The sequence below is a fragment of the Escherichia sp. MOD1-EC5990 genome (assembly GCF_002965285.1).
GTDB lineage: Bacteria > Pseudomonadota > Gammaproteobacteria > Enterobacterales > Enterobacteriaceae > Escherichia > Escherichia coli_F.
The window spans coordinates 15,865-39,464 of sequence record NZ_PTRV01000032.1; the positions used below are offsets into that span (position 1 = coordinate 15,865).

Annotated in this window: 27 protein-coding genes and 1 pseudogene; 6 read left to right on the forward strand and 22 right to left on the reverse strand. The window is 42.1% G+C overall.

Annotated elements, in window-relative coordinates; translation table 11 throughout:
- Positions 1–125: 125 nt before the first annotated feature.
- The gene (locus BEB42_RS23910) at positions 126–770 is read left to right on the forward strand and encodes a recombinase family protein (RefSeq protein WP_001376796.1); all 645 of its coding nucleotides are present in this window, start codon (positions 126–128) and stop codon (positions 768–770) included.
- A 154-nt stretch (positions 771–924) separates the two neighbouring features.
- On the opposite strand, the gene dinQ is transcribed toward BEB42_RS23910, so the two are convergent.
- Positions 925–1,008, reverse strand: a complete 84-nt coding sequence (gene dinQ / locus BEB42_RS23915) for a damage-inducible type I toxin DinQ (RefSeq protein WP_000565612.1) — start codon at positions 1,006–1,008, stop codon at positions 925–927.
- Positions 1,009–1,571: 563 nt separating this feature from the next.
- A pseudogene (locus BEB42_RS27135) lies at positions 1,572–1,685 on the reverse strand (tyrosine-type recombinase/integrase); the annotation flags it as partial.
- A 333-nt stretch (positions 1,686–2,018) separates the two neighbouring features.
- Here BEB42_RS27135 and BEB42_RS23925 point away from each other — a divergent pair.
- Positions 2,019–2,276 carry a hypothetical protein gene (locus BEB42_RS23925; RefSeq protein WP_097404293.1) on the forward strand — a complete coding sequence of 86 codons (258 nt, stop codon included), beginning with the start codon at positions 2,019–2,021 and terminating at the stop codon, positions 2,274–2,276.
- Between the two features lie 95 nt (positions 2,277–2,371).
- Here BEB42_RS23925 and BEB42_RS23930 read toward each other — a convergent pair whose 3' ends face one another.
- Complete coding sequence (locus BEB42_RS23930; protein WP_000616196.1) at positions 2,372–2,818, reverse strand: hypothetical protein; 447 nt, start codon at positions 2,816–2,818, stop codon at positions 2,372–2,374.
- 326 nt (positions 2,819–3,144) lie between these two features.
- Here BEB42_RS23930 and BEB42_RS23935 point away from each other — a divergent pair, with 326 nt between their 5' ends.
- Positions 3,145–3,975, forward strand: coding sequence for a hypothetical protein (locus tag BEB42_RS23935; RefSeq protein ID WP_001714220.1), 831 nt, complete (start codon positions 3,145–3,147; stop codon positions 3,973–3,975).
- Positions 3,972–4,700, forward strand: coding sequence for a hypothetical protein (locus tag BEB42_RS23940; RefSeq protein ID WP_050192119.1), 729 nt, complete (start codon positions 3,972–3,974; stop codon positions 4,698–4,700). The genes BEB42_RS23935 and BEB42_RS23940 overlap by 4 nt, the downstream gene beginning before the upstream one ends.
- A gap of 367 nt (positions 4,701–5,067) precedes the next feature.
- On the opposite strand, the gene dqlB is transcribed toward BEB42_RS23940, so the two are convergent.
- Complete coding sequence (gene dqlB / locus BEB42_RS27070) at positions 5,068–5,163, reverse strand: DinQ-like type I toxin DqlB (RefSeq protein ID WP_000609147.1); 96 nt, start codon at positions 5,161–5,163, stop codon at positions 5,068–5,070.
- Positions 5,164–5,989: 826 nt separating this feature from the next.
- Here dqlB and BEB42_RS23945 point away from each other — a divergent pair.
- Positions 5,990–7,117 carry a hypothetical protein gene (locus tag BEB42_RS23945; protein WP_021515662.1) on the forward strand — a complete coding sequence of 376 codons (1,128 nt, stop codon included), beginning with the start codon at positions 5,990–5,992 and terminating at the stop codon, positions 7,115–7,117.
- Between the two features lie 95 nt (positions 7,118–7,212).
- On the forward strand, positions 7,213–7,803 hold the full coding sequence (locus tag BEB42_RS23950; RefSeq protein ID WP_105267586.1) for a hypothetical protein: 591 nt from the start codon (positions 7,213–7,215) through the stop codon (positions 7,801–7,803).
- A gap of 91 nt (positions 7,804–7,894) precedes the next feature.
- On the opposite strand, the gene BEB42_RS23955 is transcribed toward BEB42_RS23950, so the two are convergent.
- The 18 genes from BEB42_RS23955 to BEB42_RS24040 all read right to left on the reverse strand — a co-directional run bounded on the left by BEB42_RS23955 (position 7,895) and on the right by BEB42_RS24040 (position 23,522).
- Positions 7,895–8,134 carry a hypothetical protein gene (locus tag BEB42_RS23955; protein WP_024189270.1) on the reverse strand — a complete coding sequence of 80 codons (240 nt, stop codon included), beginning with the start codon at positions 8,132–8,134 and terminating at the stop codon, positions 7,895–7,897.
- Positions 8,135–8,310: 176 nt separating this feature from the next.
- Positions 8,311–8,565 carry a hypothetical protein gene (locus BEB42_RS23960; protein WP_021515664.1) on the reverse strand — a complete coding sequence of 85 codons (255 nt, stop codon included), beginning with the start codon at positions 8,563–8,565 and terminating at the stop codon, positions 8,311–8,313.
- 54 nt (positions 8,566–8,619) lie between these two features.
- A complete protein-coding gene (locus BEB42_RS23965; protein ID WP_021515665.1) occupies positions 8,620–9,054 on the reverse strand; it encodes an H-NS family histone-like protein in 435 nt (144 codons plus the stop codon).
- 15 nt (positions 9,055–9,069) lie between these two features.
- A complete protein-coding gene (hha, locus tag BEB42_RS23970; protein ID WP_000850859.1) occupies positions 9,070–9,276 on the reverse strand; it encodes a hemolysin expression modulator Hha in 207 nt (68 codons plus the stop codon).
- Complete coding sequence (locus BEB42_RS23975; protein ID WP_087895677.1) at positions 9,273–11,426, reverse strand: type IA DNA topoisomerase; 2,154 nt, start codon at positions 11,424–11,426, stop codon at positions 9,273–9,275. Before BEB42_RS23975 ends, hha begins: the two co-directional genes overlap by 4 nt.
- A 4-nt stretch (positions 11,427–11,430) precedes the next feature.
- A complete protein-coding gene (locus tag BEB42_RS23980) occupies positions 11,431–12,006 on the reverse strand; it encodes a hypothetical protein (RefSeq protein WP_032180616.1) in 576 nt (191 codons plus the stop codon).
- Positions 12,007–12,009: 3 nt separating this feature from the next.
- Positions 12,010–13,272, reverse strand: coding sequence for an AAA family ATPase (locus tag BEB42_RS23985; RefSeq protein WP_000517488.1), 1,263 nt, complete (start codon positions 13,270–13,272; stop codon positions 12,010–12,012).
- Between the two features lie 81 nt (positions 13,273–13,353).
- Positions 13,354–13,863, reverse strand: coding sequence for a thermonuclease family protein (locus tag BEB42_RS23990; RefSeq protein WP_015059107.1), 510 nt, complete (start codon positions 13,861–13,863; stop codon positions 13,354–13,356).
- A gap of 79 nt (positions 13,864–13,942) precedes the next feature.
- Positions 13,943–14,170, reverse strand: a complete 228-nt coding sequence (locus tag BEB42_RS23995) for a hypothetical protein (RefSeq protein WP_000803716.1) — start codon at positions 14,168–14,170, stop codon at positions 13,943–13,945.
- A 28-nt stretch (positions 14,171–14,198) separates the two neighbouring features.
- Positions 14,199–15,614: a YadA C-terminal domain-containing protein gene (locus tag BEB42_RS24000; RefSeq protein WP_097404318.1), complete on the reverse strand. Its 1,416-nt coding sequence runs from the start codon at positions 15,612–15,614 to the stop codon at positions 14,199–14,201.
- Between the two features lie 100 nt (positions 15,615–15,714).
- The gene (locus BEB42_RS24005) at positions 15,715–16,017 is read right to left on the reverse strand and encodes a TrbM/KikA/MpfK family conjugal transfer protein (RefSeq protein WP_000820908.1); all 303 of its coding nucleotides are present in this window, start codon (positions 16,015–16,017) and stop codon (positions 15,715–15,717) included.
- Positions 16,014–16,427 (reverse strand): cag pathogenicity island Cag12 family protein, encoded by a 414-nt coding sequence (locus BEB42_RS24010; RefSeq protein ID WP_000722607.1) that lies wholly within the window; start codon positions 16,425–16,427, stop codon positions 16,014–16,016. The genes BEB42_RS24005 and BEB42_RS24010 overlap by 4 nt, the downstream gene beginning before the upstream one ends.
- The gene (locus BEB42_RS24015) at positions 16,424–18,259 is read right to left on the reverse strand and encodes a type IV secretory system conjugative DNA transfer family protein (protein WP_000053829.1); all 1,836 of its coding nucleotides are present in this window, start codon (positions 18,257–18,259) and stop codon (positions 16,424–16,426) included. The genes BEB42_RS24010 and BEB42_RS24015 overlap by 4 nt, the downstream gene beginning before the upstream one ends.
- Before the next feature lie 2 nt (positions 18,260–18,261).
- A complete protein-coding gene (virB11, locus tag BEB42_RS24020; RefSeq protein WP_097404303.1) occupies positions 18,262–19,293 on the reverse strand; it encodes a P-type DNA transfer ATPase VirB11 in 1,032 nt (343 codons plus the stop codon).
- A gap of 1 nt (position 19,294) precedes the next feature.
- Complete coding sequence (gene virB10 / locus BEB42_RS24025; RefSeq protein ID WP_000139139.1) at positions 19,295–20,500, reverse strand: VirB10/TraB/TrbI family type IV secretion system protein; 1,206 nt, start codon at positions 20,498–20,500, stop codon at positions 19,295–19,297.
- On the reverse strand, positions 20,497–21,426 hold the full coding sequence (locus tag BEB42_RS24030) for a TrbG/VirB9 family P-type conjugative transfer protein (RefSeq protein ID WP_097404302.1): 930 nt from the start codon (positions 21,424–21,426) through the stop codon (positions 20,497–20,499). Before BEB42_RS24030 ends, virB10 begins: the two co-directional genes overlap by 4 nt.
- A 4-nt stretch (positions 21,427–21,430) precedes the next feature.
- Complete coding sequence (locus tag BEB42_RS24035; RefSeq protein WP_097404301.1) at positions 21,431–22,144, reverse strand: type IV secretion system protein; 714 nt, start codon at positions 22,142–22,144, stop codon at positions 21,431–21,433.
- Positions 22,145–22,388: 244 nt separating this feature from the next.
- Positions 22,389–23,522: a type IV secretion system protein gene (locus BEB42_RS24040; protein WP_097404306.1), complete on the reverse strand. Its 1,134-nt coding sequence runs from the start codon at positions 23,520–23,522 to the stop codon at positions 22,389–22,391.
- Positions 23,523–23,600: the final 78 nt, after the last annotated feature.

Sequence of the window (23,600 nt, forward strand, 5' to 3'; positions counted from 1 at the left end):
GTGACAATGTCACATCTACTCATTATTTGTGTTTTGGTTCTTTTAGAGTGTGCCTTTCCTGTCGATCTACTTTCTGGTGCATTTTGGGTATAGTGGTGTGACCTTATGTGAACCGGTTCTGTAATATGACTTCAAATGTACCAACAAGCTTTGTCCGCGCTTATCTGAGAGCTTCAACAGCAGAACAGGATGCTTCGCGTGCCCTGGAAACTATCGAGGCTTTTGCCAGGGAAAGAGACCTGATCATTTGCAGCTACTATATTGAGAATGAATCCGGCTCCCGTCTTGAGCGCCCGGAACTTTTTCGTCTTCTGAGAGATTGCCAGCAAAATGACATTTTGCTTATCGAGGATGTGGACAGACTTTCCCGCCTGTCAGGGGAAGACTGGAATACGTTGAAGAAAATGATCCGGCAGAAAGACATCCGGGTTATGGCGGTGAATGTGCCGACGACATGGATTAATTCTGGTATGAGTGAGTTTGACAGCCGGTTGTTTGCAGCCATTAACGATATGCTGCTGGATATGCTGGCCGCAGTTGCCAGAAGGGACTATGAACAACGTCGGGAACGCCAGAAACAAGGGATAGAGAAAGCAAGGAAAGACGGCAAATATAAAGGGCGTAAACCTAATCAAGCCAGACATGATGCAATTATCAGGTTGATAGAAAGCGGTAGCTCCTGGACACAGGTACAGAAAGTGCTAGGGTGCAGCCGTGGCACAATCAGTAATGCGCTAAAACGTAAAACCGGGCAGAAATCCAGTAAGTAGAGGAGTAGGGGGCTAATATACCTGCAAGGCAGGATATTAACTCAGGAGATTGGGTGTGTGGTGTTTAGTCAATGCATTTGAATATTGTAACTAAAATATGTTTTTATTAAAGGCCGGAGGTGGTTAGCCCCCGGCCTTAGTTACGTTTCCGCCATCAGCCCATCAACTGGAGAAGGTAGCGAATCAGTTCAAGAAGCGAGATTAGTGCCCCCAGAACGATGATTGCTTTATCAATCATCCGTTTACTCCATTATATGGAGCAGACTCCCGATACTTACTCTTACACTGCCTGTCATATCGGTTGTTCTTCGGTGTTGGTTGAAGACAGTTCCACTCCAGCCAGAGCACTGACAACAGCACCACCTGTTTTTCAGCCAGGACTTAAAATCGCTTAATCCTTGCGGGAAGGCTGGAGTTATAACGGATCAGAACCAACCGGTGTATTATACGCATAAGCGGATACGGTTGCATTCCATATCATGTAGACATATTATGTCTATGTTGGTTGAAGAGAGTTCTTCTCCAGTCAGAGCCACCAACTCAGGGCTGGAAAACACAAAAAAGCCCGATTACCCGTCGGGTTTTTTTGTGCCTGTCGTTTGGCTGTACTTCCGTTTTTTCCCCTTCATTTGAGGGATTTTTCTTTTATTTTTTGTTGCAGCCAATACTGCTGATCGCGTTGGCCAACAGAACGATGCCGTTACCGGCATTATCATGAATCCCGTTTTTTCAGTAAGTTGCAGCATACAAAGTAATTAAAAAAACGTCATTTTTTGTTGATGGATGCAGTAGCGGTGGTGTGCTACGTGAAATCTGGAAAATTTTGGCGGGTAAGTGACTCAATTTTTTAATCTCCGCACCTGTTTTTCTGGACGTGCCAGCAATTATGACCTGAAGCAGAGGTGCGTCCGACAACAAAAATTCCGATCACCAAAAAAAATTTGGACATTTTTTCCGATAATGCATTTTTGTCCAGAGGAATATGAACGACAGGGCAGGGTGAAAAGGAAGCGGTTATCCTGAATAACCCAGGATATGGGCACATATGTCGGAACAGGGCACCAGATAAAGGAACAGAACATGTGAATGTTGTAACTAATGAGGTATGGACAGAATCACCTGTATGTCCAAGTGTGCGAGGAATTGTGATCGTACTACAACCAGTGTCAACCTTCCTATAATGCCGATAATCTTCTATAATTTCTTTTAATTCTGTTGCGATGTCATTAAGGAAAAGAGGTATTATTTATGGGAAATAAACACATCAGCGCCAGTGAAGCTAAAAAGATTAGTTCTTCAGTGATACCTGATACAGACAAAACACTTGATATGATATTTGGAGAAATAAAGCTCCAAGCAAGATTGGGCCAGACATCCTTTATTTATCCTGTCCATGAAAACATTCTTGAGCAAGTGGTCAAGGTTCTAAGGGAATCTGGTTATCGGATTAACTCATCGAAGGCTAATGAGAATAACAAATTTATTATTGAAATTAGCTGGCAGTGAAATAGAATCCGCTTTGTCTTTATTTTACCCTTGAAGCCACCCATTAGTGTGGCTTTTTTTGACAAGATTACCTGAATGTCCAGGTAACGCGGGGATTAATGAGACGAATAGGTAGTTGGTATATTGAGCTTGAGTCCAATCTCCTTTATGAGATTGTAGGTATTTTCCTTACTGTTGCCAGCAAGTATTGAGGTGATCTCATTAAGGTTTTGTGCTGCACCAAGAACTTCCCCCTTTGATGGTACAAACTTCATACCTAAATAGCTTCTTTTTAGGCTACCAGGCAAGGCTGCATACTTTGCCATTAACTGAGAAGCAGCATCTTTCAAATCGTGGATGGTTTCATGATTAGCTCTGAAATTTGTGATCGTCGCTTGCTCACGTAATAAAAGCGCTGTAATCCTCCCTAATTGTTCTCTGAATGATATATAAGGCTCAATGAATCTTTTTGCGATGAGTTGACCAACAACAAAAACGGTTACGCCGGTCAGAACAGTTACGGCAGCAGACGAACTCATAATTGTACCTAGTGACTGAATCATGGGGGTTATCCTATCTGGAGGGCAACTGCCTGTCTACTGTACAGAAAATGCTGTATGTCCAGTCAACCGAAGAATTATACTGACAACAATGATCATCACAGGAAGAACGAGTAACAGATGGCGACTGCGGGAACTTCCCGCCTCCCCCCAGGTGTGTAACTATCTTATGCTCACATCTATCAGTGGACATGTGATGCTAACTTTACTACCGATTTTTACGGTTACGTTTATTAAGTTCTGGAAGGTAAGTTATTCCGGTAGTATTATCAAGGCAATAAAAATTCTGTTGTAACTTAATGAAGTTAATGTATTTATAAGGAATTTCAATGGCAGTCACTGATGTGGATTTCGAGCTAAAGATAGAGTCTGGAGCTAACTTGGTTGATATGGAGTACGGACTGGAAACCATGACGGGGTTTTCAGGTGCCATTGCTATTACCACTGATTGTATTTTGTCTAATGAAGTACCATCAAAAATGAGCTATTCTGATAATGTTAGGGCAAAGCTAATGGGAGCTTGTATTGGGTCATATAAGCAAGATTTTAAGCTTGTTATTTCAGACCCTGTGAAAAGTGCTAACTTAAAAAGAATAGGTAACTCTGTTTTATCTGAGTTAATAACGTACTTTATTTGTGAAGCTATGTATGTTGAACCCCCAGCTTTAACCAAGAAGGCTGAAAAAGTATTATCTAAAATGGAAAAAATAGAAAGCAAAGTAATAGATAGGATTTCTGAGCGAGTGAAAGATATGCATAAAATTTCCCGTTCTAACAAATACCCTGTTGTTTTGAAAAGAAAGACGAAGTTGAGGAATTTTAAGCTTTTTGAAATAAATGAAAATACTGCAAGCAATCTTTTTAATCTAACTACGGATAGTAACTCTATTGAAATAGATGCTATCGTTACAAGATTTAATTCTTTCACAGGGAACGGGCGACTTCTTGCTGATGGCGATTCAGTTACTATACCATTTAGTTTCTCCGGTCCCTATAGTAAGGTAAAGGCGTCAACAAAGAGGCTTATGTCCGAGAATCTTCACGATAACAACGCTGTTGCTGATGAGTTAATAACGAGATTAAAAATAACAGCCAATGCTAAGCGTAATACGTCAGGGGACATAGTTAAGTACATGATATTGGGTGCAAGTAAGCCATGAGTAAGCGCTTGTGGTTAGTTGTTTTTATACTGGCTTCACTGGCCTTTTTTAGTGTTTTTGCTGTATATTTTTTATGGTTTAAAGCCTGTCTTGATTTTCACTTGTCTAAAAGTCCTGAAGTATGGGGGCAATTCGGTGATTTTGTTGGTGGCGTATTAAATCCGATACTTAGTTTTATCACGGTTGTGATATTGATAATCACCACCATTTACCAGCAAAAACAGTATGAGAACTCAGAGAAAAGAGAGTTAAATAAAAGGTTCGATGATAGGTTTTATGGAATGATCTCTTACCAAAGAGATTTGGCGGCTAATTTTAAGCTCGCTTTGCCTGGAGGTTCTGATGCAGATGTGAAAGATGTCATTACTTATGTTGAAGATGTTTTTTTTAATACTAACGACCATTCTTATATTAATTCCCAAGGGTTTAAAGAAACCATCTTTCCAGTTGTAAGGGCATTTTATATTTTGATCAAGATGATTGATGAGTCATCCGAGGATGAAGTGAGTGCAAATATTGCATCAAAGTATTACGAATGGGTGATTAACTTATCTGATTATCATTTTTTGAGGCTCGTTTTCTTTTGCTCTTTTTATTATGATAATATATCTTCATTCACTTATATAAGGTCGAATAAAAATATTATTAGTAGTTTGACAACGATGGGGTGGGACGTATACATATATGAAATAAATAAAAGAAAGCAACAGCTAGGTATTGCTTGATTCTCTCGTAGAATGTGTCGTCTGGCTGAACGAAAAAACCGCCTTGGTGGGCGGTTTTTCAAAGGTTTATGGAGTTGGCGCTCGTTGAACCGAGGTAACTGGCTTGGAGGAGCGCAGCCTCCAAAATAACCTGTATGTCCAGGTGATGCGGGAAATCTTATTCAAATTATCTGGTGCGGTCGCAGCTGGTAAAAGCGTTGGCCAACGCGCTCGATACAAAGCCGGCGTTTAGATGATTTGTTATTTTACAGTGAGTTATGTCATTTCTGCCGAGGAGAATATTGGTGAGTTTTTTTGAAAAATATCACAGTACGTTAAAGGGCAGGAAGCGGTTCACTTCCTGCCCTTAGTTACGTTTCCGCTGTCATCAGTCGATGAACTGGCGAATCAGTTCCAGAATTGCAATCAGCGCGTTTGCAACGGCGACCACAGCCCTGAGAACGATGATTAACAAATTAATCATCCGTTTCTCCAGTAAAACTGGAGGAAATCACCGTTGCTTACTCATACACTGCCTGTCACAACGGCTCTCTCGCATTGTTAGGTGTAGAGTGACCTCCTCCTGCCAGAGCACCGAATACAGCACCACCTGTTTATCCAGCCAGGACTTTAAAATCGTTCATACCCGCAGATACGGGAAGAGCAGGATTGCAAGTCAACTACATGACTAACTGACTGATTATACGCTACACAAAACACCCGTTACACCACTAAATGTGGTTCCTTAACCACATTTAGTTGCTTTACAGCACCATAGTGAATAAAATGTAAACGTTAGGTGTAGAGTAACCTTCTCCGGTCAGAGCCACCAACTCAAGGCTGGAATACACAAAAAAGCCCGATTACCAGTCGGGTTTTTTTGTGCCTGTTGTTCAGTTGTACTTCCGTTTTTTCCCCTTCATTTGAGGGATTTTTCTTTCATTTTTTGTTGCGGCCAATACTGCTGATCGCGTTGGCCAACAGAACGATGCCGTTACCGGCATTATCATGAATCCCGTTTTTTCAGTAAGTTGCAGCATACAAAGTAATTAAAAAAACGTCATTTCTTGTTGATGTATGCAGTAGCGGTGATGCGCTACGTGAAATCTGAGATTTTGTCAAAGGAATTACACACGAGATTTCACAAAGAAGAGGTTTATCGCGTAGCTTTAACATTGTTAAGACGCTTTTTTAGCCTGTTTTGAACAGAACTATCTATAGTAATAGGACACACTCCCACGCTATATGCCGTTTAACTCCAAGAAATGGCAATATGATAAAATACGCTTTCTCATAAATGAGGACTTCTAATGACGATTACGGCCTACTCCAAAACGTTCAAGCGTGAACTTGATGCCAGGCAGTTGAAAAATCTTTTTGATGAAAATAATGCCGATTCAGCGCTGAGTTTCCGGGACTTTGTAAAAGCAGATATTGAATGCCCAGCCTGCAATGTTTCTGGTGGCCATTATGTTGTAGAAGCTAAATCGCAGTCGAAAGGCAATGTTGTAAAGCAGGCTCATTTTGCATTTCGCGACAGCCTGGGAAAAGATACTCATCTTCCTTTCTGTGATTTTTACACTGGTTCAGACAAGCTAAATGTCGTTGCTAACGACGGGCGTGTTGATTTCATGCGTTCTGGCTCTGAAGCCACGCAACTGATCGGCTTAATGGTCTGTGCCGGGATTGAAGCCAATATATTCTCTCAGCAAGACATTCGGAACATGCGACAGTGGTTCCTAGACTTGCGTGAGCAAGGTTCGTTTATCTTCAATCTGAATCCACATATCGTACAGATTGCCAGAGCTTCTCTGATAAGAAACAAAAGAAATAGAGATCAATACATTGTTGATGTCAGTGAAACTGAGAATAGTTGGTTTGATATTGATAATGAAGTCTACCAGTCGCTTTACTTCAAGTTTCCCGAGTTGGCTTTGGATCATCGGGATAATCCCGAACTATGGGGGATAAGGCTTAAAGGGGTTGTCACTAAAGCTAAAAGCATTATTGTGAAGGACTCGGGTACATCCACATTTGATAGGTCAATCCTTTCTGAAAAATATCAGTTGGCAACACAAGTTGCATCACTGGTTAGAAGTACTCATCCACGGCTACGCGTACTGTTAGGATACACAACCAACGCTCTGAGGAGTAGCAATCCACTGATAGCATTTGCAGCGCTTCTGCTGTTTGTATCTGATTGGGATGTTACAGTCGCTGAAAAGAAGATTAAATCGATATTGGCCGTAGAAACAGTGACTGACATTACCGCTGGTAATGTGGTTGGCATGAACCCTTTCATCCATTATAGCGCGTGGATCTTGGTTAAAGCCCTGCATGAGCTGCAATCTGAGCTGGAGTACAAAGTTGATTTTGACGCTGAGTTTAACTTCGAAAAAGAAAGACTGATGAAACTATATTTTCCTAGTGATCCATAAACGTTTCTGAGTTAAATGAAGATACAGAGACTTCGTAAGAACATTAAAGAAGCATAATTTTATAACTGACAAATTTGTAGTCAAAGGCGAAGTTTATGATTAATGTACGCAAGCAAAACAAGCCCTCTTATGAATGTATGATGAACGCAGAAACAGCATTGGCGTTGTGTAAGCGAGCATCTGAAAATGAATTTAAAGAATACCACTGCTCAACAGGGTTGGTATTTTTAGCTTTCGCTGTAGAGGCTATGTTCATTTTTTATCGGAGGCAGGTTGATCCAACTTATGATAAGAAGAAAGACAAAACTTGTCGTAAGGATTTTCATAAAAAGACTCTAAAGATGTGTGGAATTGATGACCTGATGGGGCTTAATGATTACCAAATCATCAGGAAATGCCTGCGTTTAAGAGATGAGATTGCCCACGGTGATTTTTTTGAATCATCTTTTGATTATGTTCCGAAGGACTTAGATGTTCATGATAAACAAATTATTGATATAACGTCCAAATCTTCAAAACAATTCCGAGATGTAACATTAAAAATACTTGAAGAAGGAATTAAGTCAGCGAAGAATATTGATGATTTCATCTGTGATAATGGTTACAAAGCCGATGAGAAAACCGAAAGAGAGTATTTACCTAAGCTCCAACCTGCATTCGGTGTTACTGGAATATCTGTTTGGTGAAAACGATATTGGGTATCATTACCTGCATTCCCGGTATGGGAGGGAATGAAAAAAGGCCGCTAACGCGGCCTCATATGGTAAATAACCCTACTTATATAAAAAATAACCGTTCCTCATTCCAGCGTTCAGGAAATCCCATTGATGCATAGAATAATTTAGATACCGGATATTTGTCGAAAAGAGCCTGAATATCTTCTCCAAACTTTTCAAACCCGAATGCGCTTAACATATTCTGAATAACGGCAAGAGATGTGTATATACGGTTACGCTGATCCTGGTTTGTACCATTCATTTTCACAAGCGGAATTTCAGGATTAAGTAAATTCTTCACCGACTAGAACTAATCAACTGGCTCCTTTAAGGATTTCGGTCTGGAAAACCAGTAAAACCGTATGTTTCTAGCAGTCCTTCGGGGCGGCTTTTTTGTGAGCGAAGAACAGAATAAATGTTCTGTTCAGCTTTGAGGTGTACCACTGGGCTGTATCCTTCAGGACACAGGGAAAAATCTTACTTCAGTTCGTACTGTAATTCTCTCTCGGTCACCAGGGGGGCTTCAGTACAGCGAAGATGATATTTTTCAATGATCTCTTTGGCTGACAGTGAGGGAGCTATTCTACTGAGCTTACCGCTGACCACGTTGTTCATGCCGGACATACACTGTTCGGCACTTTTAAAGGTAAGTAGCGCCTCGGGCCTACATACGTTCTGGCCTTCCTGACTGGTAAGGCACAATGAACCGACCAAAACGAACATTGAAATCATGACTGAATCTCCTTATTTTTAATAACGCCCTCCAGAAAAAGGAGGGCTGTAGAATCACTTCTCGATGAGAAACTCATCAAGGGAGCGACCGCAAGCCAGGGCTTCAGCAATCGGTTTCGGCGCACGTCCACGACCAGACCAGTATTTAGTTTCGCCATTTTCTTCAAATTGATACTTGGGTGGCGCTTTTGGTAACGTTTTTTTACGTGATTTTGGTGTGTCTTCGGACAGACCAAGCAGTTCTTCCGGTGAGAAACCCTCTCCGGCGATTAACTGAAGCAGTTCCTGACGTTTCCGTTCACGCTCTGCTCGTTCAGCCGCTTCACGTTCAGCATCTTCACGACGTTCTTCAATAACAACGTTGAGCTTTTCCTGCATTTCGAGCAACTGCTCAAAATCAACTTCACGGGCAAAAACACGCAATGAACGAATATTCATCATAGTCCGGCTGATAATGCCGTATTCATCTTCTTTAGTCAGTTCGCTCATAATTAATCCTCTTGTTTAGTGGACGTACTTCCAGACACCGGAAGGAACCTTATCATACAGTTTATTCATAACCAGTTCTGCACGGCGATGATCTGCGGCAGAATAAAATGCCTCTGATTCTGATAAAGGCAGTTTGTAACGGTTAATCTCAATAACTTTTTCAAGAGTATCTCTTGATGTACATTTTCTTAACTGAAAAAGCCATTCCTGCTTTGTTTTCACTTCTTAGCCCTTGCCGGAAAACCCAGCTTCCCTGTTTTCTTATCCTCAAGGACAAGAACTGTATCATACGTTCCACCACTTTTCTTTTTAAATCCCTTAATCAAATCGGTTTTCCCTGATTTAACCAGTTTTTCGGCCTGTGCCTGGGTGATTTTCTTACCAGAAAACTCACTCCAGATTTTAAATTCACATCCGGTACAGAAATAACCTTTCGGCCTGATAACAATATGTTTACCACAGGAAGGGCAGGGAGAGTCCAGGTGTTGAAACTGCCCTGCTGGCGCAGCGGGTTCAATCTTCATCTTGCCCAGGTCAACATCAGAAATCATGCCTGTCAGTTCACCGTACAGCTCATTAATAAACTGTTCAACCGTCAGGTCGCCATTTTCAATGGCAGACTGTTTTTCAGACCATAATGCTGTCATATCAGGATTAACCGCTATACCTGGCAGGGCATCAATAAGCGCATATCCGGTATCAGTCGGAATAAGTTTCCCTTTTTCCAGAGTGATATAGTTTCTCTTCTTCAGCGTTTCCAGAATGGCTGCACGGGTAGCTGGCGTACCAATACCGCCATGTTCATCTTTTTTGTCTTTATCCTTATCTTTCAGTAATTTTTTAATCGTTGGATCAGTGACAAAATCCGCGACACGAACAAGCGCAGCAAGCAAGGAGGCTTCGGTGAATAACGGCAGCGGTGTTGTTTTCTTCTCATTAACAACAACTTCTTTTGTCGTCAGTGTTTCTCCTGTGCGAATTTTACAGAGCAGTTCAAAAGCGGAATCATCATTATCTTCTGATTCACCTTCGTCTGTGATTTCCGCGCCAAGAAACGCCTCAAATCCGCTGTCAGTTGTTTTTCTGGCACGGGCATAGAACGACTCATCACCACACTGAATGGCAACCGATACTTCCTGGTATGCTTTTTCAGGCATGAACTGAACAAGATAGTGTTGTGCGATCGCCAGGTAAACATTGCGCTCGTCGGTGCTGAGTGCGTTAACATCAGGCACACTGGAGGTCGGGATTATCGCAGTATGCGCAGTCACCTTTGCACTGTTAAACGCTTTGCTTTTACGTGAAGAATCAATATCCAGCGACTGAGGAAAGACTGATTTCAGGGCATCGATAACCTGCGGCGCTTCACTGAATTGTTCATCAGAAAGATATGAGCAATCTGAGCGGTTATACGTAATTGCTTTATATTTTTCACGTAGTTGTTGCGTAATATCCAGCGTTTTTTGTGCCGTCATTTTAAACTTCTTGTTCATGTATTGCTGGAGTCTGACCAGGTTAAACGGCAACGGCGCAGCCGTTTTTTTATCATCAGTTGCTGCTGCTTCAACTGTAGCCGGTTTTCCTGCAAGGGATGCTGCCGTTCCGTCTGCCCACGCCTTATCAAGTAATTTACGGTCGGTCAGCGGAGCAAATTCACCTGGTTTCCAGTTCGCCCTGAGAACATCAGCACCACGCTGAAAAACTCCGGTCATGGTGTAGTAAAAACTGGATTTATGGTTCTGGTTAGCACGGGTACGATTCACAATCAGGCCAAGAACGGGTGTCTGGACGCGCCCGACAGACAGAACGCCCTGATATCCTCTGGCTTTTGCAGGAATGGTGTAAGCACGCGTCATGGAGAATCCATAGACGGCATCGGCAACTGAACGCGCCAGCGCCTTAAGGTAAAGCCCTTTGAAATCACGATTATCTTTAAGATTTGCCAGTGCCTTTTTCACTGCCGGAAGCGTGTTGTCGTTTATCAGAACGCGCTTCACGGGTTTTGTGTTTCCTGCATATTCCAGGACTTCATCAACAAGTAGCTGTCCCTCATCATCAGGATCGCCAGCGTGAACAATTTCAGTCACGTCTCCACGTCTGATAAGTTCGAGAATCGTTTTAACCTGTTTTGCTGCACTTTCAACAGGCTGATACTTCACGGGATAAAGACGTAAAGGAAGCGTTTCAACCTTCCAGGCTTTGTATTCAGGATTATAGTTTTCCGGCGGTTGTGATTCGATAATATGACCAAAACAGTTAGTCACAATGGCGTTATCACTTTCAAACCAGCCATCATGCCGGGTAAAATTGCCACCAAGTGCCTTAACAATATCATTTGCTACTGCGGGTTTTTCTGCGATAAAAAGTCTCATTTTGTTATCCTTTACATTGAATTAATCTGTTTGCACAACGAATAGCGCGTTCTTCTGATACTGCCTGTTGCCAGTTATCTTCACTTACAGGTTGTCTGAATCTGCGCTCACAGCCATTAAAGGCAAAAATTCCCTCACGGTTAAGTATATTCGTTGCGATATCCTGGTCTTTAATTCTCAAAAAGGCTGTTACAGCAAAACCAGAATATGAAGCAATTTTTGAAATGATGCATTCATCAGCTTTTATTAATGCGGCAAAAGGAACTATCTTTTGATGTCCACACGAAATCAAAGGGAGGGTGTGAATATCATAATAAGCTATTGAATGACAATCCATGCGGGTATCATCAATAGCTGCCAGCCAGAATCCTGTCTGGTCTTTTATTTTTCTGCTAATATCTGAATCTGAAACACCAGGATTTAATAAATATCCACCATAGCAGACATGGAAGGGGTGAACAGATTCATCAATATCAGGAAGTTCTTTTACCGGATTTTCTTTCCAGTCCTTCAGAACACCAAATTCAAGAGCATCCAGCAAAAATTTTCGTTCCAGCGCATCAACTAATGCATATTGCATGTGTTAATCCTCCAGGTAACTTAAATAGTCAGGTTGCGCCCCGTTCTTTTTATAAAGCTCTTCCCTTTCCTCTATATCTTCATCTGCTTCCTGCACGCTCAGATCAAGGGTTCCTTTCAAAAAGGCACGAGCATTTTTTATTACATCCACTGATAATTCATTTTTGGTTCCGCGAATCATTCCGATTGCGATATTAATAATTTCCTTGATTTCAGCCGGAGTCGTTCTGTCCAGCACTGCGCCAAGCTCTTTAAGGTCAATTTCTACATCTTCTGGTAAGTACATTTTGGCGCAAGCGGCAGCAGCTTTGGTTCTGAAAGCACCTACAGAGATTATCCTGTCAATTCGACCTGGACGTTTCCTAATACGTGGGTCGATGCGTTTTGGATAGTTTGTAGAAAAGATCACATATGTACCTGCGACATTTCGCGGTGTATCAGCTCCATCAAGAAAACTTAACGTTCCGGCATCAGCCCGATAAAGTTCATCAACCTCTTCAGCTATAATAATGACGGGTATTTTCTTCTGAGCAGCGGCGTAGCAAACATCTTTAAAGTAATCATCGGCATAAACAAAAACATACTTATCCTGATACTTTGCCCCCAAAGCTTTTGCGATAGTTGTCTTGCCTGTTCCTGGGGGGCCAGTAAAGAGCACTTTACGCATACCTGACTGACCATACCGGGTATAGAAATCAATATCAGAAAAGAACTGATTAAAGTCGTTTTCCAGCTCGTCAAATTTTGGATGAACTGAGAAACGCATAGCATTTTCAATTTCCTCCTTTCTTGCCTTACCGTGATAATAAACACCATCATAGTACCCAAGTTTCCAGATACCTTTACGTGGTAATGAGCGGTTTAATTTAGCGCGTCCTGCCTCGCAAAGATTGTGGAGCATTGACATACTTTTAGTAGTCCCAACGGCGTACTCCATCCTGACTTTAGAGTTAAGAATGAAGCGAATAATATGAACAACTTCATTTTGACCAAGATGAATCCTGTATGCACCAGAACCATCTTTGAACATAAGTTTTTTAATTCTCCCGGCTTTAGCCATAACAGGGCTACTTCCCGTATGAATAACGGTTGAAGCAACAGGTTCGATATCCAGATTCGAATAAATTTTACGATTCTTTCTGTTTATAAAAATCTCTGCCACTTTAGGATAGTAATCACAATCCTTTACGACAGTTCCAAAATTATCTTCACCGTAATATTCTTTGTGAAGCCGTAAAGCCTGCTCTACCAGAGTTAATTTACCCATAAGCGCACCATGTATATTTAAAACCGTGACACTGCCTGAAATTTATTTAAGGTAGTGGAGGGGTTGGACAAGCAACGCGCGTCAGTTCTGTTTATGTCGCCATTCCCACGGTGGAACCGGATTACTGTCAGCCCATAAACCTCGTTTTTGTTCCTGCGCTTCCCGTTGCAGAGCCGGTAATGACTCATCCGCGTTGTAACGTTCATATACCCATGCAGCACCAGACTTAACCATAAAGCGGCTGGCATCTGTGCCGTTCGTCGTGAACACACGACCGATAATGCGTCCGTAGCGGTCTCTCTGCGTATACGTCACAGTAACAGGCTGTGCTGCAAGCAGAGCTTTAAGCTGATTTGCTGACCAGCGCCCGAAAGCCTGTTTTTTCTCCGGTGCATCGATGTTTGCCAGGCGAATCCTGACAGGCTTTTTGTCCTGTTTGTCCTGTAAAACTTCGATGGTATCGCCATCGAGAACACGAATAACTTTCCCCTGGATTTCCAGGTTTAATGTGAAAACACCAGGTATTCCACCTGCATTTGCAGACTGAAAAACAGTAAACAGAAAAATAAATGTTATTAATATAATTTTCATAAAATACTAACGCCCTTCGGTTGTTCAACCCCGCAAAATCCAGATTAAAATCTGGAATCTGCGAGGTTATCATTGATGATTACTTACAACCTTCTGACCAGCCAATACGATTCATGGCTGGAGAACAATCAGATTTAACTAATTTACCTTTCATCCATTCAGCTTGTTTTTTCCCCGCATCGGTATTCTCATAGCTTTGTCTTTCCATATTACTTGCACCAGTTTTCTGACTGTTAGCCGAGTTCTGTTTTGCAAAAGCAGAAAAGGTCGTCAGTGACAGAATCATTGCATAAACCAATGGTTTCATTTTTATCTCCTTTCACATAGATAATTTATTACCAGCCACCCGCAAAACCTGCGCCAAGTACAGTGTTATGAGATGAATCCCATGAAACATTAAGGCGCACGTTTGTGTTTAATGACGTTTTATATTGAATGCCTGCTGCAATCGCATTTCCATTCTGATAATTACCAACACCAATACCATATGAGAAACTATTTTCAGCAACATACGGGATTGATGATATTGCTGTTACACCTGCAATACCGGCATTAAGGCGTTTTTCCGCACGTTCAATTTTACTGTTTAATTGTTCGAACCGCTGATTTGACTGATTGCTTAACTGACTGAATCGGTTATCTGTATAGTTATTCGCATTTTGTTCAGCTTTATCGGCTGCATTTTGAGCATACTGTATGCTTTGCTCATATTTTTCATTGGTATAACTGATACCTTGTTGATATTTCTTATCCGTATAGTTGTTTGATGTGCTGATTGCCTCATTTTTGGCATTGTTGATATTGGTATTCAACTCTGTCTTCGTGTCACTGATTTTATTGTCAGTGTAGCTATTTGATGAGCTGATCGCGTCGTTCTTTGCCTTGTCGATACTGGCGTTCAGCTCCGTTTTCGTATCACTGATTTTATTGTCAGTGTAACTGTTGGATGAACTGATCGCGTCGTTCTTTGCCTTGTCGATACTGGCGTTCAGTTCTGTCTTCGTGTCACTGATTTTGCTGTCAGTGTAACTGTTGGATGAACTGACCGCTTCGTTCTTCGCCTTGTCGATACTGGCGTTCAGTTCTGTCTTCGTGTCACTGATTTTGTTGTCAGTGTAACTGTTGGATGAACTAATCGCGTCATTCTTCGCCTTGTCGATACTGGCGTTCAGTTCTGTCTTCGTGTCACTGATTTTGCTGTCAGTGTAACTGTTCGACGAATTGATCGCGTCATTCTTCGCACTATCAATATTCGTATTCAGTTCATTTTTAGCATCTGTAATTTTATTGTCTGTATAGTTGTTTGCGTTCTTTTCTGCCGCTTCGGCTTTTTCTGCCGCATCCTGGATTGCCTGGTTAGCTGTCGATTGAGCATTTTGAGCAACCGTATTAGCAGAGTTCGCTGTATTTTGCGCCGTATTCGCTGTGTTCTGTGCATTTTGGGCCGCTGAATTAGCCTCATTTGCTGTTGCCTGAGCTTTATTCGCGGCTGTTTGCGCGTTTTGCGCAGTAGACGCAGCAGTATTCGCGACAGACTGCGCATTTTGGGCTGTAGAAGCAGCACCATTTGCAACATTTTGAGCATTCTGTGAGTTTGACAGCGCACTATTGGCTATGCCTTTTACACCATCAACACAATCCGAAATATTAAGAGTTTCCTTGTTACCTGTAAGGTAATACTCACAATCTGCATATGCACTACCAGCAGATAAGCACAATAAAACAGCTATAATAGATTTGGTTACTTTCATTTCTAACCTCAGTGATTGTAACTAATCATCACATTCCGTTGGCGCGGTATGTGATACTTGCAGTCCCCTGATACCCGTTGGCGCGGGTATCAGGTTTTAATCAGCCTCTGACGCGACCAAACTTACTCATGATCAGTGAGATTGCAGCCGGGTCTGCAGTTGAACACTGATTTAAAAAATTCTTACGGAGATCAAATGTTTTACCCCAGCGGATTTTCCCCTTTTTCTTTTCAACATTTTTAAAAAAATCCTTTTCTGCACTACTGCACTCACTCCCTCCGCTACTACCGACAGCTTTACCATAAAGACAAAAAACGGATTTACAGGGATCAGCCGCATACGTTGGCGCTGTAAACAAGGACACAGTAAAAATTACGATTAGACCTTTGCATATCCTTTTCATGGCAACCTCTGAACATTTATTCTCGAAAGGGAGATTTCAACATAGTCATTATTCAACCATCTTTTTAGTGGCTGATATTCAATAACACCTGTTGCACCATTTTTTCTTAGCCAGTCTTTCGCAGACCAGTAACTATCAAAAGAAGATGTCCTTACAACTATTTTTTCAGAGTGGGCAACTGCATAAAAAACAGAATCATCGTAAAGACGATTTTCTGGTTTAAAATCAGGCAACACCTTACTCCATAAAGAATTTATATTATCTGATTTAATAACGTTAGATGTTGGTGTCCAGTTCATTATTTGTGTATTCATAACTTCAGGCCGTTTTTCCCATTCAACCTGTGGCGGTTCAGGTGGAGAGGAACAGGCGGTGAGGAGAAGAATACTGATCATAAGTATTTTTTTCATAGCAAAACCTCAGACTCCAGCTCCCCTACGGAGAGCATTTTTTCTTTTGACGGATATTTAAGCCCTTTCACACCAAATATTTTTTTCGTCTTATTTAGTTCCATCGTCAATGATGCCAGTTTAGGACTGACCTTCATTAACCTGTCCATAAAATACGGATCAAGGTAATAAAGTGCCTTTTCTGCTTTAACAGGGTTCTCCCCCTTCAGGATGATAAACTCTTCTTTAAAGTCCAGCGTTCCCAGCTCCTGTGGAAGCACCAGTGCTCTTCGGGCTTCACTTTCTGATTCGCCCTGTGAAGCTGATCGTCCCCGGCTCTTGCTTGTGCTCTTTGATGTGGTTGTAATATACCCAAGTTTTTCTGATATCTTCGCGGCATCATCCTCTTCGCTGACAGCATAGATAATACGGCATGGATGAGCACTCATCAGCGTTTTGGCTCCCTCAATACCATAGATTTCATTTAGCTGACTGATATTCTGATAAATCGTCAGCAGTTTAAGTTTAAAACCTGCAATATACCCTGACCCCTTTTTAATAATTGGCATATAACCAATCGAAGGGAACTCATCAAGAAACATCAGGCAGTCATGTTTCAGGGTGGGATCAAAATCAGGATTTTCACGCAATGTCACTTCAACAACGAAGTTGAAAAACAGGTTCAGAAAATCGTAAGCCAGAGATATATCTTCCGCATTAACACCGACATAAACAGTGATATCTTCCCGTCGCAACTGACGGAGATCGAAATCATTACCATCAGTACATTTACGAACGGTTGGGAGATAAAACAGGCTCATTTTCTTACGGAAAGAACCATCAATGCTTGAACGCTGTTCATCTTCCGTTTCGTGATATTCCCTGATTTTGGTCAGGGCATCGCGCAAATGATACAGCGCGTTTTCATCAAGTCCGTTTGTTCCCTCCAGTTCTTCCCGCTTACTGAGTATCAGTTCCCGGTCAATATTGCTGTACAGGTCGACGACAGAACCTATTGAGAAAACGGGTTTAAGCCCGAACTCATTAAGCCAGGACGGCTCATAGTTAATAAAGAAATGAAGCAACTTAGCCAGTCCTGTCCAGTACTGACCAGCAAGGTTATTAAAGTGCGCTTCTGCCCCTGTCATGCCGTAAGACGGAAACAGAATTTCAATCAGTTTAAGCAGATCCTTAGCACCACTCTCTGCTTTTAAATCAATATAGAAAAGGGGGTTAAACTGATGTGTCTTACTGTTGAATGGGTCGAGAAGATAAACTTTATTACCCAGCAGTATTTCACGCACCTTACTGGTGATTTTCCACAATTCCTGTTTTGGATCTAACGCAATAAGAGAGTGTTTTCTGACCAGAAGATTAGGGATACCAATGGCGGCACCTTTACCGGCGCGGGTTCCTGCACCAAGAGATACAAAATCCGGGGCGGTATACCACAGATATTTTCCTTTATACGCGCCGACCAGAATATCCGTATCATTTTCTGTCTCCCACTTAAGCAGTTTTGATTTTTTTAAATCATTGTCACTGGCAAACTTCGCATCACCATAAAGAGCAACATCCATTTTATTCAGTTGCCAGATAACAAAAACAGGCACAATGAGAGACGAAACCATACCTGACAAAAGAGAGGGTATGGCAGTCAGTCTGATATCTGTACGTATATTACTCTCTGTTATTATTTTCCAGAGCAACATGGAATCAAAATTTTTCCATATATACAGTGGTGTTTTTCCGTTCAGGAAATAAACAGCAACAGAACCAGCATAATAGGTCACGAGACACATAACCAGACCGATAAAAACCCACTGGCCTTTATCTGGAAGTTTTAAAGACATAATCACTCCTTCAGTTTTCTGAAATAATCATCAAAATGAAGTTGTCTGTAGTAAATGCCGGAAGCGAACCGAAAATCTTCATCATCAAGGTATTTAATACTCATGATAATATCAATATTACTCAGTACACGTCTTAAAATGACATTGAATGGTAGATTCTGACATTCAGGATTCATATAACATCGCTGGACAATCCCAAGCACGGCATATTCAGGACTACTTTCGTGAACGGTGGTAATGTTTCCTGAATGGCCTGAACTCGATGCTTTCAGAAAATCCCATGCCTCAGCTCCCCTGATTTCTGTCATCAGAATCCTGTCCGGATTCATACGAAAACAGGAACGCAGAAGACTCGCTGAGGTAATAACCTTACTCTCACCCTCTGCCGGATAGTAAAGTTTTACATGGTTTTTATGGAATCTGAATTTTGCCTCATCAGTATCTTCAATAGAAATACACCGCAGATGATGCGGTATATATTCCAGACAGGCATTTGCAAAGGTGGTTTTACCTGACCCTGTCCCTCCACAGAAAACTATCGTTTTCCCCTGACTCAGTGATTCAGGTATAACCCTTTCAAAATATCCGGAAGTGATTAAAGCAGAAATATTATCTTCCATAACAGAGTCACCACTTAAACCACTGACGCGTGAATAAAATCCCTGTTTTATAAATTTGTCATGACTGATAAAAATACCAGACGGCTTACGGATTGTTATAGAAACAGTATCTTTTTCAGTTGCCGGTGGGATCACAACCTGAACACGTTCTCCACCCGGAAGCGTGGCAGAACGCAGGGGATATTCAGGAGTCACAGAACCGCCGTCATGAAAATCGGCCAGTGTGGATGCAAAAGAAAGACAATCACTGTAACTCATCCTTTGTTCATACCATTGCCACTTTCCCCTGACCTTTATAAATATTTCTCCTGGTCGGTTAACAGCGATTTCCGTGACACCATCAATCTCATTCAGCCAGTGATAAAAATAGTCGTTAACCACATCATAAATCAGATGTCTGTTTTCGTTATTCACATTACCCCCCTTTCATTTTCAGTTTATAAATACCTGAAAAATCCAGATCCTGACCGACAATCAGAGTAATAATTTCTCCCTGATTTTTATAAAGCGTTGGCGGGATATTCACACTATTAGAAAATGCTTCGCGTGCTATATCAGCAAAAGCCTGGCGGCTGTTAGCTGTATAGTCCGTCTGACTGTCCCTGTTATTCTGAGCAATACCACTGGCCGCCTGACTTAAATCCGGTATCATCCCGACCATCATTGCACCAAGAAAACGTTCACTGAAATGAGTGTCAATCCAGCCAGAAGCACCGGCTTCGCCTAACGCGCCAGCCGCCTGTGAGTCAACCAGGGGAATATCAATAAAAGGCTTACTGCGGGTACGTAGCTTATAAGCCATAACAAACACACGCCCTTGCCCATGATTTAAAGACCCGGCCTTATACATCAGTTTTGCGGCGGTTCCTCTTTCGATAAGTTTTACATTGCCACTGGCGCTGTATATATCACTGTTGACCGTACATTCCAGTTTCCCCGCCAGGTCAGAAACAAAACGCCTGTCCAGTGAACAGGGAATTGATGTCCCTTCCGGGATAAACAAATTTGGGTCATATGGAAGTTTCGTTATTTTCGCCAGTGGCGCAGATTCTGTAGCCTGTGCGGTTGCTTTTGCTTCATCCTTTTTATCGCTTTCTGGCTCACTGGCCGCAGTATGTGAAACTGACGTTCCCGCTGAACTGCTGCTGTTTCCTGCCTGGCTGCCATCAAGAGAAACGTCAAGTGCACGGCTGAAGCTCTGCTGTTTATTTTCCGGCGGTTCAGTCTTTTCAGAAGAAATGACTTTTTCTTCCTCTGGTTTCTCTGTTTTTTTCTGTGCGGTATTAAAAGGATCGATATCTTCGCTCAGTCCGGTCTGACGTTTAGCCGCTCCGGTTGCAAGCGGCTGACTTGCGGGTTTCTCATCCCCTGACGACACAGAACGGATAATGGACGGGATATAATAAACAGAAACACCGGCAGCAAGCAGAAGAAAACCCACGACGAGGATAATCATCCCTTTACGTGATTTTTTAAGTTTTTCAATACCAAGCTGCAATGCTGGCTTGCCAGGCTCTTCTTCCGGAGTCTTCCCGGCCTGTTCCAGTTCTTTCTGTCTGCGTTCCCGTAGCTGCTGTTCAATTTCGGTTGCAGTCGGGATTTTATTTTCCTGTTCAGTCACTGGATCACCTCTTTCTTAACATCCGGGGATACCGTATCTCCGGCTGGTAAACGTACTTTTCCGAAGCCCTGGTTCTCAATCCCCACCACCTGCTCACCAAGACGTAAAACAAAACGCTTATCAACCGGTACGCCAACAACCGTAAAACTCCCGCTCTGTTTAATCACAGGATTGGTAAGAGTCTCCTGCATACCGTTCATCACAAAGACGCTGGGAATTTTCTTTAACTGACTGAAGCCGAACCAGGTATGACGACCATCGTCATATGCATAATCAGGGCTGATATCCTGGCTGCCTTCAGCAACCCGCTTCCAGTACTGCCAGTTACGGGGCGATTTCGCATTTTCCAGGGAACGGTTGATTGCCTGTTCCTCCAGGCGTCTGGCAAGAGCCTCTGTGCGTTTCTTCTCAATTTCGGCCTGTTCCTTCCGGCGTTCCTGCGGATACTGGTAATTCACCACAAACGCAATTTTCTCCGGCTGTCGGAACGTTCTAGCGTTCAGCTCCATGCTGTAATTACGTTTCGTGGTGCGAACAAACAGATTCGTTCGCCAGCGTTCAAGCTCATTTTCCGGGTCAAGAGCAACACTGACGGATTCAGAAGAGGTATTACCGTTTTCATCCGTATTATTTTTCTGAACAGTCTGTTTAACAGGACGAACTTCCAGGTATACCAGGTTATCTTCTTTATTAACCGCCCATCCCTGCGGAAAACCAGTTCTGGCACTGATAACTGTTTCATCTTCATCAAATACCAGTGTGGTGGTGTATCCAACGGCACTGTTAATTATGGTGGTATTATTGGGGTTATAACTGACTATCTGATTGCGTGGGTCAAAGCGACTGCCTGAAGGAAGAACAGCAGCATGACAGACGTGCGCCGCCATCAGAAGCGCCATAATTAACGCTCCTTTATTCATTTTCATATTATTAACCTCTGGCTTCTTTATCGCGAACGTAGCTTGTTACAACGAACTTAAGAGGATTGTTATTACGTTCCCCCGACACCATTTCAACCTGCGGTTCGATACGATAAGTCAGGCGAACATTCCAGAACTCCTGGCGGGTTTGTCCGGTAGCAACATCCCTGATGGTCAGACGAAAACGAATATACGCACCGATATCTTTATCATCTGCCCGTGACGAAGGTGAAATTATGACAGATGGATTATCCTGAACCATTGCCGTTTTTTCTGCTTTGTTATAAACAAGTTTTGGTGCCTGTTCACTGTTAAATAATGCGTTATAATCTGTCGCGACATTCTCCGCGCTGTAAGCCATTACATAATCATAATCATGCTGGAGACTAAAAAAATTATAACCTTCACGATGTTTTATATACTGGGTGATAAAATATCTGGCAATGGCTTCGTTTTCAGAAAGATTTTCTTTTTTAACGGAAGTCAGACGTTCAGCCACACCTGTAACCTTATCGATAAGGTAGGCATCAACAACCGTTGTTTTCAGTGGTAATGCTGCATTTAATGCAAGTAAAGACAGCCCACCAATTAGCATGCCTCCGATACCACCGAATTTATAAATACGATTCATTCTCTCCTGTAGTGCAATGTTTCTTTCTTCAAACGAAACTGATGAGTCAGTAACGTCTTTTTTATTTTTAAATCCGGGAAGTTTAAATTGCATTTTGCATTACCTCAGCAGAATTAACAGGTTCGCTTTTCCCGGAAACGGGCGGTAGTTTATGTGACGCCTGACAACCAGCGAGACAAAGCGTCACGAAAGCCACAATAAGTAGTTTCATAATATGAACACCTGTATAACAGATTAATATTTACAGAAGACTCAGTCTGAACAAAGAAAATAGATCGCGACAAGCCCGTTAATTATGAAAAGAACATTTAAAATGGTATCAACACTCATAATTAAATCACCCTCCATACATTTTCTTTGCCCTCTCAATAGCTGCCTGACGAAGCTTTTTGGCACCAATATTAACGCCCTGTCCGGCCAGGTTAGCGGTCTTACCCGTTATTCCCGGAGACTGACCAAACCCGCCTTCCTGACGACGCAGACCTTTCCATGCACCAATACCGGCATTTCTGCCCATACCAAGTGCGCCACGCGCCATACGGGATGCACCGAAAACGCCAGCACCAATCCCCATAGCGGCTGCGCCCTGCATGGCACCTTCAACACCCACACCTGCAATCTGTGAAGCATAACTTTTCGCCTGCCAGATAATCCAGGCCATGAAAATGCCAGCAGCTAATGAAGTTACTCCCGTTTGAAGAAGATTGTTTTCTGATGCTGTAGCAATAGACGTACTTAATGCCATGTTTAATTGCCATGTCCCAGCTCTTAGTGCTAATGCTGCAAATAGAAAAACCAGTAACGAGCTAAAATTAAGCTGTAGCCAGCTATTAAACATTTGCCGAAGGAAACCAAACATCAAACACATGATAAATATTGGCGCAGTGACAGAAAGTAATAGTAATGTTAATTCAGCAGATGCAAATACTATAGAACAAAGCAATAATGCCAAAACACCACCAACATAAGTTAATAAAGCACCAATCCCACCGGCAACAGGCACAGTAGATGTATCTTTATCAAAAATAAGAGTTGCAACTTGTATAACCTTCACCCATAACTGATCCATCCATACCCACGGATCTCCCCCTGTCAATGTATTTTTCAATCCATCAATAGCATCTGTTGCTGATGTAAGTATTCCCCCTGTATTCTTAACAAAAAGCAATATTATGTAAAACCTACAGATATTCCAGATAAAATCAGGTACAGGTGTCTGTTGTTTCCTTGCTAATACAGTAAAGGCATACCATAAAACATACAGAGAAACTCCATATTTACCAAGAGTATAAGCCACATCTGAATATTCACTTAATTTTCCAGATATACTCTTATTGAGAATATTAAATATAACTTCATGAGTTGTCTGAAAAAAATCAGAATCAAACCCAGGAACACCTCCCGCATTTGCGGGAGAGGTTACATTACCTGATAAATCAGTACCATCCGGTATACCAGTGACAATCCCCATAGAGCCTGTACATAGATTTGTGTAATTGCCTGATTTTGATATGTTCAATCCAGCATCAAATGAAGGTTAATTTATGGA

What these genes read in the sequence shown, in the direction of transcription:
- BEB42_RS23910 (WP_001376796.1), top strand. Translation starts at nt 126, where the DNA reads ATGACTTCAAATGTACCAACAAGCTTTGTCCGCGCTTATCTGAGAGCT.
- dinQ (WP_000565612.1), bottom strand. Translation starts at nt 1,008, where the DNA reads ATGATTGATAAAGCAATCATCGTTCTGGGGGCACTAATCTCGCTTCTT.
- BEB42_RS23925 (WP_097404293.1), top strand. Translation starts at nt 2,019, where the DNA reads ATGGGAAATAAACACATCAGCGCCAGTGAAGCTAAAAAGATTAGTTCT.
- BEB42_RS23930 (WP_000616196.1), bottom strand. Translation starts at nt 2,818, where the DNA reads ATGATTCAGTCACTAGGTACAATTATGAGTTCGTCTGCTGCCGTAACT.
- BEB42_RS23935 (WP_001714220.1), top strand. Translation starts at nt 3,145, where the DNA reads ATGGCAGTCACTGATGTGGATTTCGAGCTAAAGATAGAGTCTGGAGCT.
- BEB42_RS23940 (WP_050192119.1), top strand. Translation starts at nt 3,972, where the DNA reads ATGAGTAAGCGCTTGTGGTTAGTTGTTTTTATACTGGCTTCACTGGCC.
- dqlB (WP_000609147.1), bottom strand. Translation starts at nt 5,163, where the DNA reads ATGATTAATTTGTTAATCATCGTTCTCAGGGCTGTGGTCGCCGTTGCA.
- BEB42_RS23945 (WP_021515662.1), top strand. Translation starts at nt 5,990, where the DNA reads ATGACGATTACGGCCTACTCCAAAACGTTCAAGCGTGAACTTGATGCC.
- BEB42_RS23950 (WP_105267586.1), top strand. Translation starts at nt 7,213, where the DNA reads ATGATTAATGTACGCAAGCAAAACAAGCCCTCTTATGAATGTATGATG.
- BEB42_RS23960 (WP_021515664.1), bottom strand. Translation starts at nt 8,565, where the DNA reads ATGATTTCAATGTTCGTTTTGGTCGGTTCATTGTGCCTTACCAGTCAG.
- BEB42_RS23965 (WP_021515665.1), bottom strand. Translation starts at nt 9,054, where the DNA reads ATGAGCGAACTGACTAAAGAAGATGAATACGGCATTATCAGCCGGACT.
- BEB42_RS23975 (WP_087895677.1), bottom strand. Translation starts at nt 11,426, where the DNA reads ATGAGACTTTTTATCGCAGAAAAACCCGCAGTAGCAAATGATATTGTT.
- BEB42_RS23980 (WP_032180616.1), bottom strand. Translation starts at nt 12,006, where the DNA reads ATGCAATATGCATTAGTTGATGCGCTGGAACGAAAATTTTTGCTGGAT.
- BEB42_RS23985 (WP_000517488.1), bottom strand. Translation starts at nt 13,272, where the DNA reads ATGGGTAAATTAACTCTGGTAGAGCAGGCTTTACGGCTTCACAAAGAA.
- BEB42_RS23990 (WP_015059107.1), bottom strand. Translation starts at nt 13,863, where the DNA reads ATGAAAATTATATTAATAACATTTATTTTTCTGTTTACTGTTTTTCAG.
- BEB42_RS23995 (WP_000803716.1), bottom strand. Translation starts at nt 14,170, where the DNA reads ATGAAACCATTGGTTTATGCAATGATTCTGTCACTGACGACCTTTTCT.
- BEB42_RS24000 (WP_097404318.1), bottom strand. Translation starts at nt 15,614, where the DNA reads ATGAAAGTAACCAAATCTATTATAGCTGTTTTATTGTGCTTATCTGCT.
- BEB42_RS24005 (WP_000820908.1), bottom strand. Translation starts at nt 16,017, where the DNA reads ATGAAAAGGATATGCAAAGGTCTAATCGTAATTTTTACTGTGTCCTTG.
- BEB42_RS24010 (WP_000722607.1), bottom strand. Translation starts at nt 16,427, where the DNA reads ATGAAAAAAATACTTATGATCAGTATTCTTCTCCTCACCGCCTGTTCC.
- BEB42_RS24015 (WP_000053829.1), bottom strand. Translation starts at nt 18,259, where the DNA reads ATGTCTTTAAAACTTCCAGATAAAGGCCAGTGGGTTTTTATCGGTCTG.
- BEB42_RS24030 (WP_097404302.1), bottom strand. Translation starts at nt 21,426, where the DNA reads ATGAAAATGAATAAAGGAGCGTTAATTATGGCGCTTCTGATGGCGGCG.
- BEB42_RS24035 (WP_097404301.1), bottom strand. Translation starts at nt 22,144, where the DNA reads ATGCAATTTAAACTTCCCGGATTTAAAAATAAAAAAGACGTTACTGAC.
- BEB42_RS24040 (WP_097404306.1), bottom strand. Translation starts at nt 23,522, where the DNA reads ATGGGGATTGTCACTGGTATACCGGATGGTACTGATTTATCAGGTAAT.